This window comes from Pseudomonas sp. HS6, assembly GCF_023375815.1.
Taxonomy (GTDB): domain Bacteria; phylum Pseudomonadota; class Gammaproteobacteria; order Pseudomonadales; family Pseudomonadaceae; genus Aquipseudomonas.
The window spans coordinates 688,652-702,675 of the sequence record NZ_CP067412.1; the positions used below are offsets into that span (position 1 = coordinate 688,652).

Below are 14,024 nucleotides of genomic sequence, written 5' to 3' on the forward strand. Positions count from 1 at the left end.
AGTCATGGAATTTTTGAACGCCTTTTCCCACCTCGACTGGCAGCAGGTGATGCACCTGACCTGGCAGCACATCACCCTGGTCGGCATCGCCGTCAGCCTGGCGATTCTCATCGGCGTGCCGCTGGGCATTTTGATGACGCGCTTCCCGAGCCTCGCCGGTCCCTTGCAGGCCAGCGCCACGGTGCTGCTGACCGTGCCGTCGATTGCGCTGTTCGGCCTGCTGCTGCCGTTCTACTCGAAATTCGGCCAGGGCCTCGGTCCGATGCCGGCAATCACGGCAGTGTTCCTTTATTCACTGCTGCCGATCATGCGCAACACCTACCTCGCCCTGACCGGTGTCGAACCGGGCATTCGTGAAGCCGCACGCGGCATCGGCATGACCTTCGGCCAGCGCCTGCGGATGGTCGAGTTGCCGATTGCGGTGCCGGTGATCCTCGCCGGCGTGCGCACCGCCGTGGTGATGAACATCGGCGTAATGACCATCGCCGCGACCATTGGCGCCGGTGGCCTCGGCGTGCTGATCCTCGCCTCCATCAGCCGCAGTGACATGTCGATGCTCATCGTCGGCGCGCTGCTTGTCAGTCTTCTGGCGATCTTCGCCGATTTGTTTTTGCAGTGGCTGCAACGCTCTTTGACTCCAAAAGGATTACTCAAATGATCGAACTTCAAAACCTCAGCAAGACCTTCCAAAGCAACGGCAAAGACGTGAAAGCCGTGGATTCGGTGAGCCTGACCGTCAATGAAGGCGAAATCTGCGTATTCCTCGGGCCATCGGGTTGCGGCAAAAGCACCACGCTGAAAATGATCAACCGCCTGATCAAACCGACCTCGGGCAAGATCCTGATCAACGGCGAAGACACCACCGACCTCGACGAAGTGACCCTGCGCCGCAACATCGGTTACGTGATCCAGCAGATCGGTCTGTTCCCGAACATGACCATCGAAGAGAACATCGTCGTCGTGCCGAAACTGCTCGGCTGGGACAAACAGAAATGCCACGACCGCGCCCGCGAACTGATGAGCATGATCAAGCTTGAACCCAAGCAATATCTGCATCGTTATCCGCGTGAACTGTCCGGCGGCCAGCAGCAACGGATCGGCGTGATCCGCGCGCTGGCGGCGGATGCGCCGCTGTTGCTGATGGACGAACCGTTCGGCGCGGTCGACCCGATCAACCGTGAAATGATCCAGAACGAGTTCTTCGAGATGCAGCGCGCGCTGAACAAGACCGTGATCATGGTCAGCCACGACATCGACGAGGCGATCAAACTCGGCGACAAAATCGCGATCTTCCGCGCCGGCAAGCTGTTGCAGATCGATCACCCGGACACCCTGCTCGCCCATCCGGCGGACGACTTTGTCAGCAACTTCGTCGGCCAGGACAGCACGCTCAAACGCCTGCTGCTGGTGAAAGCCGAAGACGCCGCAGACAACGCGCCATCGGTGAGCCCGGAAACCCCGGTCGCCGATGCGCTGGAGTTGATGGACGAGCATGACCGCCGTTATGTAGTGGTCACCTGTGCCGAGAACAAGGCGCTGGGGTATGTACGACGTCGCGACCTGCACCGTCAGACCGGCACCTGTGCGCAGTTCCTGCGTGAGTTCAACGCCACCGCTGCATATGACGAGCATTTGCGCATCCTGTTGTCGCGAATGTACGAGTTCAATCGTGCGTGGTTGCCGGTGATGGATGCCGAGCGAGTGTTCCTCGGCGAGGTGACTCAGGAGTCGATTGCGGCTTACCTGAGTTCGGGTCGTTCACGCGGAATGAAGACCAATATTGTGTCGCCGGCCGAGGTGGTGGCCTGATCAAGATTCAAAGGGCTGTTCGACAGCCCTTTTTTTCGACCGTCGGAACCTCAAAGCCGTGTTTTTTTTGCCGACGATGAGCCGGCAAGAAATATCAACACATCAGAGGTGCGAACTCGGACGATCTTGTCAGCCTCAACCAGCAAGTTCCCCCTCAACTACCCTTCTCGCCGCCAACGTCGCCGATGTTGAAGTGATCGTAGTTATCCGCGAGTTGGCAAGCATCAGCGTCGAACGTGCAGGTATTTTTAACACCTGAAAATTATTGCGGAACATCTGACCGTCATCTCGGTCGGCTACAAAGAGTGATATCCGCGACACACGTCAGAACCGTGCAAAAACGCGACATTTTTAGTTGATCTCAGGCCCCTCACGCCCTAAAGTTCGCGCCGAACGTCCATGCTGGAAACGATCCATCCGGCTCAAGTACTGACGACGAGACAGCAAGGCCAAGGGAAAGAAAGCTACATTTCCCATGGCCTTTTTGCTTTCGGCGACATGCCTTGGGAAGTAGGCGAACCAAAGTGGGGATACGGAGGGCGTTCATTTGCACCCATTGTTTTTACGAGTTTGCCCATAGGAGCTCCCAGCATGTCGATCCAGGTCGAAGACTATTTCGCGCGCGCCACTTTTGACAAAATGAAGGCGTTCGCCGACACGCAAGAAACCCCGTTCGTGGTGATCGACACCGCGATGATCAGCCAGGCCTACGATGACCTGCGCGCCGGTTTCGAATTCGCCAAGGTCTACTACGCGGTCAAGGCCAACCCGGCCGTCGAGATCATCGACCTGCTCAAAGAGAAAGGTTCGAGCTTCGACATCGCCTCGATCTATGAGCTGGACAAAGTGCTGGGCCGCGGCGTCAGCGCCGACCGCATCAGCTACGGCAACACCATCAAGAAATCCAAGGACATTCGCTACTTCTACGAGAAGGGTGTGCGTCTGTTCTCCACCGACTCCGAAGCCGACCTGCGCAATATCGCCAAGGCTGCGCCGGGCTCGAAAATCTACGTGCGCATCCTGACCGAAGGCTCGACCACCGCTGACTGGCCACTGTCGCGCAAATTCGGCTGCCAGACCGACATGGCCATGGACCTGCTGATCCTCGCCCGTGACCTGGGCCTGGTGCCATACGGCATCTCGTTCCACGTCGGTTCGCAACAGCGCGACATCAGCGTCTGGGACGCGGCGATCGCCAAGGTCAAAGTGATCTTCGAACGCTTGAAAGAAGAAGACGGCATCCACCTGAAGCTGATCAACATGGGCGGTGGCTTCCCGGCCAACTACATCACCCGCACCAACAGCCTGGAAACCTACGCCGAAGAAATCATCCGCTTCCTGAAGGAAGACTTCGGTGATGACCTGCCGGAAATCATTCTGGAGCCGGGCCGTTCGCTGATCGCCAACGCCGGCATCCTGGTCAGCGAAGTGGTATTGGTTGCACGTAAATCCCGTACCGCCGTCGAGCGTTGGGTTTATACCGATGTGGGCAAGTTCTCCGGCCTGATCGAAACCATGGACGAAGCGATCAAGTTCCCGATCTGGACCGAGAAGAAAGGCGAGATGGAAGAAGTCGTGATCGCCGGCCCGACCTGCGACAGCGCCGACATCATGTACGAAAACTACAAGTACGGCCTGCCGCTGAACCTGGCGATCGGTGATCGTCTGTACTGGCTGTCGACCGGTGCGTACACCACCAGTTACAGCGCCGTAGAGTTCAATGGCTTCCCGCCGCTGAAATCGTTCTACGTGTAAGCGCCGCTGGAGTTTCAAGCTGCGAGCTGCAAGTGAAAAGCCCATGACACGTCATGGGCTTTTTTGTGTCTGTGCGTTCGGCTTGAAGTTTTGCGGGGGACTTGAGACCGAGGCCCCTCTCCCCAGCCCTCTCCCAAAGGAGAGGGAGCCACCGAGGTGTAAAGCGTCATTCACCGACCGGAAATACCGCGCCGATTATGGATTCAGCAAAGCACTTTCAGGTCGGCGCACCTCTCAAGCATCCCCCAATCGGTCCCCTCTCCCTCCGGGCGGTCCGACGTTTCGGGAGGGTCAGGGTGAGGGCTTGCGAATTCAGACGCGCTGCAAGTCTATGCATCGACGCGCGAACCGAGCAGCCATCCCCTGGATTCTGGGATCTGTCGCACTTAAAAGCGCCTGGCTCGCCACTCGCAGGAAATTCAGGTTGCCGCCAGCCAGCGCTTTCTCCAGCCAGACCAGCGCGACATCCACTTGCCCCTCAGCCGCCAGCACCGCCGCATAACTGAACTGCCCGCGAAAGTCCCCGCCCTCGGCCGAACGTCGATACCAGTCACGGGCCGCTACCGGATTCGCCGGGCACACTTGCCCTTCTTCCAGATAACGTCCGAGCAGGTTCATCGACTTGGCATGACCGGCCTCGGCCGCACGTTGATACAACGCCATGGCCTGAAGATGATCGACGACAACACCGCGCCCGGTTGCAAGCAGATTGGCGAAGTTGTACATCGCCCAATCCAGCCCGTCATCCGCTGCAACGCGATAATGCTTGGCGGCAACTGCCGCGTCGGTCACACAACCCCATCCGTGTTCATGACAGCGGCCGAGCATGTTGCGCGCCATCAGATGCCCTTGCCCGGCGGCGATGTCAAACCAGCGCAATGCCAGCGGTTGATCCTGAGCAATCCCATGACCATCGAGCAGAATCTGCCCGAGCAGCGCCTGAGCCTCCAGCACGCCCTCACCTGCCGCCATCAGAATGGCCTGCGCCGCACGGGCCGGGCTTTCTTCAAGCATGGCGGTGAGGCGTTCGCCATCGAGGACTTCCTCGCGGCGCAAGCGAAAGTCCGCCACTTACACCTCGACCCAGCGACGCAACAGGTTGTGGTAGGTGCCGGTGAGGCGGATCAACGAAGGGTGATCGGGCATATCTTGAGTCAGTTGCTGGATCGCGCCGTCCATCTCGAACAGCAAGGCGCGCTGACTGTCTTCGCGCACCAGGCTTTGGGTCCAGAAGAACGAGGCATACCGCGCACCGCGCGTGACTGCGTTGACCTTGTGCAGGCTGGTGCCGGGGTACAGCACCATGTCGCCGGCGGGCAGTTTCACTCGCTGAGTGCCGAAGGTGTCCTGGATTTCCAGCTCGCCGCCGTCGTAGTCCTCCGGCTCGCTGAAGAACAGCGTGGCGGACAAATCCGTGCGTACGCGCTCGATGCTGCCCTTGGGCTGGCGCACCGCGTTGTCGATGTGGAAGTCGAAACTGCCACCCGCCGTGTAGCAGTTGAGTAACGGCGGAAATACCTTGTGCGGCAGCGCGGCGGACATGAACAGCGGATTTTTCCACAGGCGTTCGAGCATCGCGGCGCCGATTTCCTTGGCCAGCGGATGGCCTTCCGGCAATTGCAGATTGTGCTTGGCCTTGGCCGATTGATAGCCGGCGGTGATCTTGCCATCGGCCCAGTCGGCTTGCTCCAGAGCCTCGCGGATGCGCCGCACTTCGTCTTTCTCGAACAGAGCGGGGATGTGCAGCAGCATGTCGAAGTCACCTGATGGCAAAGAGGCGGCAATGGTATTGATTCTTATTGGCTGTGTAAAACCCGCTAGACGAATGAACTGGCAAAAACCGTAAGGTTAAATTGTAAAGAATGTAAATTCAGTGCGGATAGCAATGTTTCGCAATTGATACGAATACCTGTTTACCCTATATTCCGCCGCCTCAAATCCTTGGGGAGGGGAAATAAAAATGGCACGTCAACACGCACAATTACCGGTCAGTTCACCACGTCTGCTCGCTTCCGCCATCGGCGTGGCAATCACCGCCGGCTCCGCTGGCCACATGGTGTTCGCCGCTGAAAAGACCGACAGCAAAGCCTCCGGCAATGCCATTGCCCTGGACGCCACCGCCATCACCGGCGAAGCCCAGGACTCGACGTCCTACCAGGTCGAGAAAGCCTCCTCGCCCAAGTACACCGCGCCGTTGGTCGATACACCGCGCTCGGTTACCGTTATTCCGCAACAAGTCCTGAAGGACACCGGCGCCCTGAACATGCAGGATGCGCTGCGCACCGTACCGGGCATCACCTTCGGTGCCGGTGAAGGTGGCAACCCACAGGGCGACCGTCCGTTCATCCGTGGTTTCGACGCCCAAGGTGACACTTACCTCGACGGCGTGCGCGACACCGGTTCGCAGAGCCGCGAGATCTTCGCCGTAGAAAACATCGAAGTCAGCAAGGGCCCGAACTCCGCCATCGGTGGTCGCGGCGCGGCTGGCGGCAGCATCAACCTGGTGAGCAAGAAAGCGCACCTGGGCAACTCGTTCGACGGTGGTTTCACCTGGGGCTCCGACCAGACCCAGCGTTACACAATGGATGGCAACTATCAGTTCAGCGACACCGCTGCCGGCCGTCTGAACCTGATGAGCCACGAGAGCAACGTCGCCGGCCGTGACAGCGTCGACTACGACCGCTGGGGCATCGCACCCTCCCTGGCCTTCGGCCTGGGCACCGACACCCGCGTCAACCTCGACTACTACCATCTCGAAAGCAACGACACCCCGGACTCGGGCATCCCGTACACCATTCCGAAGGCTGGCTCGGCCGCGCGTACCAAGTCCAACCCGGACAAGCCGTACTCCGGCGGCGATCACAGCAACTTCTACGGTCTGGACGGTCGCGACTTCCGCAAGGGCCGCACCGACACCGCGACCTTCGCCATCGAGCATGACCTGAACGACTCGCTGACCCTCAAGAACACCCTGCGTCACGGCACCAGCATGCAGGATTACATCCTGACCCAGCCAGACGACAGCAAGGGCAACGTCAACAACGGCAGTGTCTGGCGTCGTGCGAACACTCGCGTGAGCAACACCGAGACCACCACCAACCAGACTGACCTGTTCGGCAACTTCTACGTTGCAGGCTTCAAGAACAGCTTCTCCACCGGTGTCGAATACACCCGTGAGGAAAGCCAGAAGTCCTCGTACAACGTCAACACCGACACCACGCCGCGCAGCGCTGGCAACTCCAGCACCAACTGCACCCCGTCGATGATCGGCGCGTCGAGCGGCTACAACTGCACCTCGCTGTCGAACCCGAACCCGAACGATCCGTGGAACGGCGCCATTTCGCGCAACTACGCCGGCACCGATACCCAGTCCGATACCTACGCGCTGTATGTGTTCGACACCCTGGAGCTGTCCCAGCAATGGCTGGTGAACATGGGCCTGCGTTACGACCACTTCGAAACCGGCTACCACACTTACAACAACGCTGGCACCACCACCTCCAAAGGTGCGGACACCAGCGAGTTCGTCACCGGTCAGTTCGGTATCGTCTACAAACCGGCAGAGAACGGCAGCATCTATGCGTCCTACGCCACCTCCGCCACGCCACCGGGCAACACCCTGGGCGAAGGCATGGACGGCAACCCGCTGGGCGGCACGCCGGATCGCAACGGCAACCTGCTCAAGAGCGACATGGAGCCGGAAACCACCAAGAACTACGAAATCGGCACCAAGTGGGATCTGTTGAACGATCGCCTGTCGCTGACCGCCGACATCTTCCGCACCGAGAAAGAAAACGCTCGTGTCCAGGTTGATACCACGTCGTACGAAAACGCCGGTAAGACTCGTGTACAAGGTATCGAGTTGTCCGCCAGCGGCAAGATCACCGACAAGTGGCAAGTGTTCGCCGGTTACGCATACATGGACAGCGAACAAGTGGACGGTGGTGACCTGCCGGCCAACAAAGCCAACAACGGCAACGAACTGCCTAACACACCGAAAAACAGCGCCAGCCTGTGGACCACTTACCAGGTCACGCCGAAGCTGACCATCGGTGGCGGTGCGTTCTACGTGGATGACGTGTTCGGCAGCGTGGCCAACACCACTATGGTCGATTCCTATGTTCGCTACGACGCAATGGCTGCGTACAAGCTGACCAAGAACGTCGACCTGCAACTGAACGTGCAGAACCTGACCAACGAAACCTACTACGACAAAGCCTTCTCGACTCACTTCGCCAACCAGGCGGCGGGCCGTACGGCATTGCTGAGCACCAACTTCCACTTCTGATAGAAGCCGGAAGCCTCGGGCCCCGTTCATTCACTTGAACGGGGCTTTTGTGCGTAATAAAGAACGTTTCTCGATAGGCCACGGCATAATGCACGCCGTGAACACAATTTCCGAACGGACAAGGCAAGCGACGTGTTGAAGAAAACCCTGTTCCAGTTGCACTGGTTTTTTGGCATCACTGCCGGGCTGGTGCTGGCCCTGATGGGCATCACCGGCGCTGCCTATTCGTTTCAGGACGAAATCCTGAAAGCCCTCAACCCATCCGTGTTGCAGGTGGAGAAACAGGTCGCCGGTGTCCTGCCGCCCGCCGATCTGGTGGCGCACATCGAAGCGGCCTCGGGCAAGAAAGTCTCGATGCTCTCCGCCGAGACGGAAAGCGGCACCGCCGGCCGCGTCTGGTTCACCCCGCCGAAAGGTGAGCGCCGTGGCGAGATGCGTTACTTCGATCCCTACACCGCCGAGTTCAAGGGCGAAGCCACCGGACAGGATTTCTTCGGCCTGATGCTGCAACTGCACCGGTTCCTCGCGATGGGCGATACCGGCCGCAACATCACCGGCGCCTGCACCCTGATGCTGCTGTTCTTCTGCCTGTCCGGCCTGTACCTGCGCTGGCCACGCCAGTGGGGCAGCTGGCGCGTATGGCTGACCCTGGACTGGAAGAAAAAGGGCCGCAGCTTCAACTGGGATCTGCACTCGGTGTTCGGCACCTGGTGCATGCTGGTTTACCTGTTGCTGGCGCTGACCGGACTGTCCTGGTCCTACGAGTGGTACAACAAAGGCCTGACCAGACTGCTTTCCGATGCACCGCAAAACGAACGCGTGCGCGGTGGACGCGGCCCGGCACCTGAAGGACCGGCGCCGACTGCCGATTACGCCGCCATGTGGGTCAGCATCTACAGCTCCGCAGGTCCAGGCCTCGCCTCCTACAACATCCGCATGCCGCCTGTGGCCGGCCAACCGGCAACCGTGTTCTATCTGCTCGACAGCTCGCCCCACGAGCGCGCGCTGAACCAGATCACCCTCGACCCGGCCACCGGCGTCGTCAAACGCGTCGACCGCTACGCCGACAAGAGTTTCAAGGCGCAATTGCTGACCAGCATTTACGCGCTGCACGTCGGCAGCTATTTCGGTCTGGTCGGGCGGATCATCGTGACGGTCGCCGCCGTGCTGATGCCGCTGTTCTTCATCACCGGCTGGCTGTTGTATCTGGATCGCCGACGCAAGAAAAAGCAGATCAAGGATGCACGCAAAGGCCTCGAACAACCGGACGGCGACACCCCGGCGTGGCTGATCGGTTTCGCCAGTCAGAGCGGTTTCGCCGAGCAACTCGCCTGGCAGACCGCCGGCCAGTTGCAGGCAGCAGGATTGCCGGTGAAGGTGCAGCCGCTGGCGAATGTCAGCGAGCAGGATCTGCAGGAATCCAACAATGCGCTGTTCGTGGTCAGCACCTTCGGCGACGGCGAAGCACCGGACAGCGCTCGCGGTTTTGAGCGCAAAGTGCTGAACAACGCCTCGACCCTCGACAGCCTCAACTACGCCGTGCTCGGTCTCGGCGACCGTCAGTATCAGCACTTCTGCGGTTTCGCTCGACGCCTGCATCAATGGCTGGGCGAGCATGGCGGCAAGACTCTGTTCGCCCCGGTGGAGGTCGACAGTGGCGATCCGTACGCACTGCGTCACTGGCAGACCCAACTCGGCCTGATCACCGGGCAAGCACCGGTCGACACCTGGCAGGCACCGAGCTACGGCAACTGGACGCTGGAACGCCGCGAACTGATGAACCCTGACAGCAGCGGTTCACCGGTTTTCCTGCTGGGTCTCTCGGCGCCTGACACCAGCAGCTGGCTCGCTGGCGATCTGGTGGAAGTGTTGCCACGCAATTGCCCGTGGGCCATCGAACATTTCCTCGACGGCCTCGGCATTCGTGGCGAAACCAGCGTGAAGGTCAACGGCCTGGAAGAGTCGCTGGAAGTGGCCCTCGCCACCCGCCAGTTGCCCGAACACCGCGCCCATCTTGTAGGCCTGCATGCCCAGGCACTGGTCGATGCGATGGTGCCGCTGGCGATGCGCGAATACTCGATCGCCTCGATTGCTGCCGACGGCGTGCTGGAATTGATCGTGCGTCAGGAACAACACAGCGATGGCACCCTCGGCATCGGCTCCGGCTGGCTGACCGAACACGCTCCGGTGGGCGGCAGCATCAGCCTGCGGGTGCGGCGCAACAGCGGTTTCCATCTGCCAAACCAGCCTGTGCCGATGATTTTACTGGGCAACGGCACCGGCCTTGCCGGCCTGCGCAGCTTGCTCAAGGCGCGGATTGCCGACGGGCAGCAGCGCCATTGGTTGCTGTTTGGTGAGCGCAATCGGGAGAACGATTTCCTGTGTCGCGCAGAACTCGAAGAGTGGCTGATCAACGGCGATCTGGCGCGATTGGATCTGGCGTTCTCACGGGATCAGGCGCAGAAAATCTATGTGCAGGATCGCTTGCGCGAGTCGGCTGCCGAGCTGAAAAAATGGCTGGCGGACGGTGCCGTGATCTACATCTGCGGCAGTCTTCAAGGCATGGCTTCGGGCGTGGATCAAGTGCTGAATGAAGTGCTGGGGGCCGCCGAAGTCGAACGCCTGATCGAACAGGGTCGCTATCGCCGCGACGTTTATTGACCCGTCTGAAGGAGCCGGCTTGCCGGCTCCTTCAAGATCGTGTGATCAGACCGGCTGCAACTTCTGCTCAAACACCGCCACCCCATCCAGATCCCGCAACACCACACTCAGCTCCCCGCTCTGCCCCTCGATATTCACCTCGCCAAAAAACTGGAACCCGGCAAACGGTGAAGCGTTTTGCGTCGGCGGTGCTTTCTGGAACACCACTTCCGGGCCGAAGGTCTTGTCCAGTGGATTGGGCCCGAAACTCCCGGCGTTCAGCGGCCCTGCGACAAACTCCCAGAACGGTTCGAAATCCTGAAACGCCGCGCGATCCGGGTGATAGTGATGCGCCGCGCAGTAATGCACGTCCGCCGTCAGGAACACGAAATTGCGCACCTGCTGCGCCCGCAGAAATCCCAGCAGTTCGGCGATTTCCAGTTCACGTCCCTGAGCCGGGCCAGGGTCGCCGTTGGCCACGGCTTCCCAACGCGGCACACCCGGGCTGACTTCGCCGTCAGGCACGCCAAGACCGATCGGCATGTCGGCAGCAATGACTTTCCACTGGGCTTTCGACGACTTCAGCCCACGCTTGAGCCAGTTCAATTGCTCGCGCCCGAGGAACGGTTTTTCCGCCCCGAGATTGTCGTCGTTGGCGCCGCGATAACTGCGCATGTCGAGCACGAACACATCGAGCATCGGCCCGTAGTTCAGCTTGCGATAAATCCGCCCGCCGCCATCGGCTGCCTGCAATCGCATCGGCGAATATTCGAGCCAGGCCTGACGCGCACGCCCGACGAGGGTGTGGATATCTTTTTCCTGATAGCGCTCGTCGAGCTGCTTGCCCGGCGACCAGTTGTTGACCACTTCATGGTCGTCCCATTGCCAGATCTGCGGCACTTCGGCGTTGAAGCGACGGATGTTTTCATCCATCAGGTTGTAGCGGTAATTGCCGCGATAGTCGTCGAGGGTCTGGGCGACCTTGCTCTTGGCTTCGGTGGTGAGATTGCGCCAGATCCGGCCACCCTCAGTGGTCAGTTGCGCCGGCACCGGGCCGTCGGCATAGATCGTGTCGCCGCTGTGGATAAAGAAGTCCGGCAGGCGCATGCGCATGGATTCGTAGATGCGCATGCCGCCGATATCGGGGTTGATGCCAAAGCCCTGGCCGACGGTGTCGCCGCTCCAGACAAAACGGATATTGCGCCGTGCGGTCGGCGCACTGCGCAGGTGGCCGAGCCACGGTTCGCTGGCAACGCCAGTCTGGGCGTCCTTGAAATACACGCGGTAGAAAATCGCCTGATCGGCGGGCAATCCGGTGAGTTCGACACGGGCGGTGAAATCGCTGCGGGCATCGGCCAGCGCAGAGATGACGCGTCGCGGATGGCGGAACTGACTGCGGGTGTCCCACTCCACCACCATCCGCGCCGGGCGGTCGCTGCGGCTCCAGATCATCGCCCGGTCGCCTTGCAGGTCGCCGGACTGCACGCCGTCGGTGAGTTGCGGTCGATCCTTGACCGAGGCGATCACGGCCGGTGCCAGCCCTGGCATCAGCAAACCGGCGCCGACCACTTGCATCACGCGCCGGCGACCGAGGTTGAAATCGCTCATGCTGTTCTCCCTGAAAAAAGGAAAACTTAAGCACGGGATCATGAATTGGGGATGACAACACATTTCCTGTGGGAGCGAGCTTGGTCCGGGCGGCGATCCGACGATAGCGGCGGGTCAGTCACCTTACCTTTGCCTGATAAACCGCCATCGCGAGCAAGCTCGCTCCCACAAGCTTACTATGTCAGGCGTTGGCGGGCTCCAGCGCCAGTTCGACGGCCTCCGGCCGCTTGACCAGCGCATACACCACCGCCGTCAGCAGGCTGCCCGCGACGATTGCCAGCAGATACAGCAGCGCATGGTTGATCGCGTTCGGAATCGCCAGCACAAACAGGCCACCGTGCGGCGCCATCAGTTTGCAGCCGAAGTACATCGACAGCGCACCGGTCAGCGCACCGCCGGCTATGCTCGCCGGGATCACCCGCAACGGGTCTTTTGCGGCAAACGGAATCGCTCCTTCGGAGATGAAGCACAAGCCCAGCACCAGCGCCGCTTTACCCGCCTCGCGCTCAGTCTGGGCAAACTTGCGTCGGGCGATGAACGTGGCGATACCCAGACCAATCGGCGGCACCATGCCGGCGGCCATGGTCGCGGCCATCGGCGCATAACTCTGCGAGGCCAGCAGCCCCACCGAGAACGCATAGGCGGCCTTGTTGATCGGCCCGCCGAGGTCGACGCACATCATGCCGCCCAGCAACACACCGAGCAGAATCGCGTTGGTGGTGCCCATGCTGTCGAGGAAATGCGTCAGCGCCGCCAGCATCCCGGCCACCGGTTTGCCAACCACGTAAATCATCACCAGTCCGGTGATCAGGCTGGCGAACAGCGGGATGATCAGAATCGGTTTCAGCGCTTCCAGACTCTGCGGCAACGCCACATAACGGCTGATCAGCTTCGCTGCATAACCGGCAATGAAACCGGCGACGATCCCGCCGATGAATCCTGCGCCGAGTGTGCTCGCCAGCAAACCGCCGATCATCCCCGGCGCCAGACCCGGACGGTCAGCAATCGAGTAGGCGATGTAACCGGCCAGCAACGGCACCATCAATTTGAACGCTGTTTCGCCACCGATCTGCATCAGCGCCGCCGCCAGCGTGCCTTCTTCCTTGAACGCGGTGATGCCGAACACGAACGACAACGCAATCATCAAGCCGCCCGCCACCACCATCGGCAGCATGAACGATACACCCGTCAGCAGGTGTTTGTAGACGCCGGTCTTCTCTTGTTTGGCCGGTGTCTTGCCGTCACTTGCGGCGCTTTCCTGCTGGCCCTCAGCGAGCGCTTTTTTCAGCGTGGCTTCGGATTGCTTCAACGCGATCCCGGTGCCGCAGCGGTAGATTTTCTTGCCGGCGAAACGCTCGGTGGCGACTTCGATGTCGGCCGCCAGGAGCACCACGTCGGCCTCGGCAATTGCCGCTGCGCTCAGCGGAGTTTTCGCCCCCACCGAACCCTGGGTTTCGACGTGCAGTTCATAGCCCAGACGCTTGGCCGTTTGCTGCAAGGCTTCGGCAGCCATGAAGGTATGAGCGACGCCGGTCGGGCACGCTGTGATGGCGACGATGCGCGGTGCGCGTCGCTCAGCGGCAGCCGGCGCGACTTCACTGGCGACATAAATTTCGGCCTCTTCGGTACCGCGCCGCAGCACCGCTTCGACATCCTGCAACGCTTGAGCCGGAGCGATCCTGAATACTCGCTTGCCCACGAAACGGCGCATGTCGACGTCACCGGTGGTCACCAGCAACACCCACTCCGCCGCCTCGATGGTGGCCGCTGACAACTCGCGCTCAGGATGCGCCGCATCTACCACTTCGACGCTGGTGCTCCAGCCCTGACGCTGGGCCGCGGCATCCAGCAGCCGAGCGCACAGCACACTGGTGACCATGCCGTTCGGGCAGGCCGTGACAATGGCTAACTTCATGACAAACCC

9 protein-coding genes are annotated in these 14,024 nt (G+C 60.7%); 5 read left to right on the plus strand and 4 right to left on the minus strand.

Annotation, left to right across the window (positions count from 1 at the left end; translation table 11 throughout):
• Nucleotides 1–4 precede the first annotated feature (4 nt).
• The 3 genes from JJN09_RS03320 to JJN09_RS03330 all read left to right on the plus strand — a co-directional run bounded on the left by JJN09_RS03320 (nucleotide 5) and on the right by JJN09_RS03330 (nucleotide 3,564).
• Nucleotides 5–658, plus strand: a complete 654-nt coding sequence (locus JJN09_RS03320; RefSeq protein ID WP_085729571.1) for an ABC transporter permease — start codon at nucleotides 5–7, stop codon at nucleotides 656–658.
• Complete coding sequence (locus tag JJN09_RS03325; RefSeq protein WP_249485636.1) at nucleotides 655–1,809, plus strand: betaine/proline/choline family ABC transporter ATP-binding protein; 1,155 nt, start codon at nucleotides 655–657, stop codon at nucleotides 1,807–1,809. The genes JJN09_RS03320 and JJN09_RS03325 overlap by 4 nt, the downstream gene beginning before the upstream one ends.
• Before the next feature lie 591 nt (nucleotides 1,810–2,400).
• A complete protein-coding gene (locus JJN09_RS03330; RefSeq protein WP_249485638.1) occupies nucleotides 2,401–3,564 on the plus strand; it encodes a type III PLP-dependent enzyme in 1,164 nt (387 codons plus the stop codon).
• Nucleotides 3,565–3,876: 312 nt separating this feature from the next.
• On the opposite strand, the gene JJN09_RS03335 is transcribed toward JJN09_RS03330, so the two are convergent.
• On the minus strand, nucleotides 3,877–4,578 hold the full coding sequence (locus JJN09_RS03335; protein ID WP_249490885.1) for a tetratricopeptide repeat protein: 702 nt from the start codon (nucleotides 4,576–4,578) through the stop codon (nucleotides 3,877–3,879).
• Between the two features lie 57 nt (nucleotides 4,579–4,635).
• Nucleotides 4,636–5,316, minus strand: a complete 681-nt coding sequence (locus tag JJN09_RS03340; protein ID WP_085698411.1) for a Fe2+-dependent dioxygenase — start codon at nucleotides 5,314–5,316, stop codon at nucleotides 4,636–4,638.
• Between the two features lie 208 nt (nucleotides 5,317–5,524).
• On the opposite strand from JJN09_RS03340, the gene JJN09_RS03345 reads away from it, so the two are divergent.
• Nucleotides 5,525–7,852 (plus strand): TonB-dependent siderophore receptor, encoded by a 2,328-nt coding sequence (locus JJN09_RS03345; RefSeq protein WP_249485640.1) that lies wholly within the window; start codon nucleotides 5,525–5,527, stop codon nucleotides 7,850–7,852.
• Between the two features lie 132 nt (nucleotides 7,853–7,984).
• Nucleotides 7,985–10,513, plus strand: a complete 2,529-nt coding sequence (locus JJN09_RS03350; RefSeq protein WP_249485642.1) for a sulfite reductase flavoprotein subunit alpha — start codon at nucleotides 7,985–7,987, stop codon at nucleotides 10,511–10,513.
• A gap of 45 nt (nucleotides 10,514–10,558) precedes the next feature.
• Here JJN09_RS03350 and JJN09_RS03355 read toward each other — a convergent pair whose 3' ends face one another.
• Nucleotides 10,559–12,100 (minus strand): alkaline phosphatase, encoded by a 1,542-nt coding sequence (locus JJN09_RS03355; RefSeq protein ID WP_249485644.1) that lies wholly within the window; start codon nucleotides 12,098–12,100, stop codon nucleotides 10,559–10,561.
• A 181-nt stretch (nucleotides 12,101–12,281) separates the two neighbouring features.
• Nucleotides 12,282–14,015 carry a PTS fructose-like transporter subunit IIB gene (locus JJN09_RS03360; protein ID WP_249485646.1) on the minus strand — a complete coding sequence of 578 codons (1,734 nt, stop codon included), beginning with the start codon at nucleotides 14,013–14,015 and terminating at the stop codon, nucleotides 12,282–12,284.
• Nucleotides 14,016–14,024 lie beyond the last annotated feature (9 nt).

Excerpts from the sequence above, each read along its gene's own strand:
- JJN09_RS03320 (WP_085729571.1), top strand. The coding sequence starts at position 5 with ATGGAATTTTTGAACGCCTTTTCCCACCTCGACTGGCAGCAGGTGATG.
- JJN09_RS03325 (WP_249485636.1), top strand. The coding sequence starts at position 655 with ATGATCGAACTTCAAAACCTCAGCAAGACCTTCCAAAGCAACGGCAAA.
- JJN09_RS03330 (WP_249485638.1), top strand. The coding sequence starts at position 2,401 with ATGTCGATCCAGGTCGAAGACTATTTCGCGCGCGCCACTTTTGACAAA.
- JJN09_RS03335 (WP_249490885.1), bottom strand. The coding sequence starts at position 4,578 with ATGCTTGAAGAAAGCCCGGCCCGTGCGGCGCAGGCCATTCTGATGGCG.
- JJN09_RS03340 (WP_085698411.1), bottom strand. The coding sequence starts at position 5,316 with ATGCTGCTGCACATCCCCGCTCTGTTCGAGAAAGACGAAGTGCGGCGC.
- JJN09_RS03345 (WP_249485640.1), top strand. The coding sequence starts at position 5,525 with ATGGCACGTCAACACGCACAATTACCGGTCAGTTCACCACGTCTGCTC.
- JJN09_RS03355 (WP_249485644.1), bottom strand. The coding sequence starts at position 12,100 with ATGAGCGATTTCAACCTCGGTCGCCGGCGCGTGATGCAAGTGGTCGGC.
- JJN09_RS03360 (WP_249485646.1), bottom strand. The coding sequence starts at position 14,015 with ATGAAGTTAGCCATTGTCACGGCCTGCCCGAACGGCATGGTCACCAGT.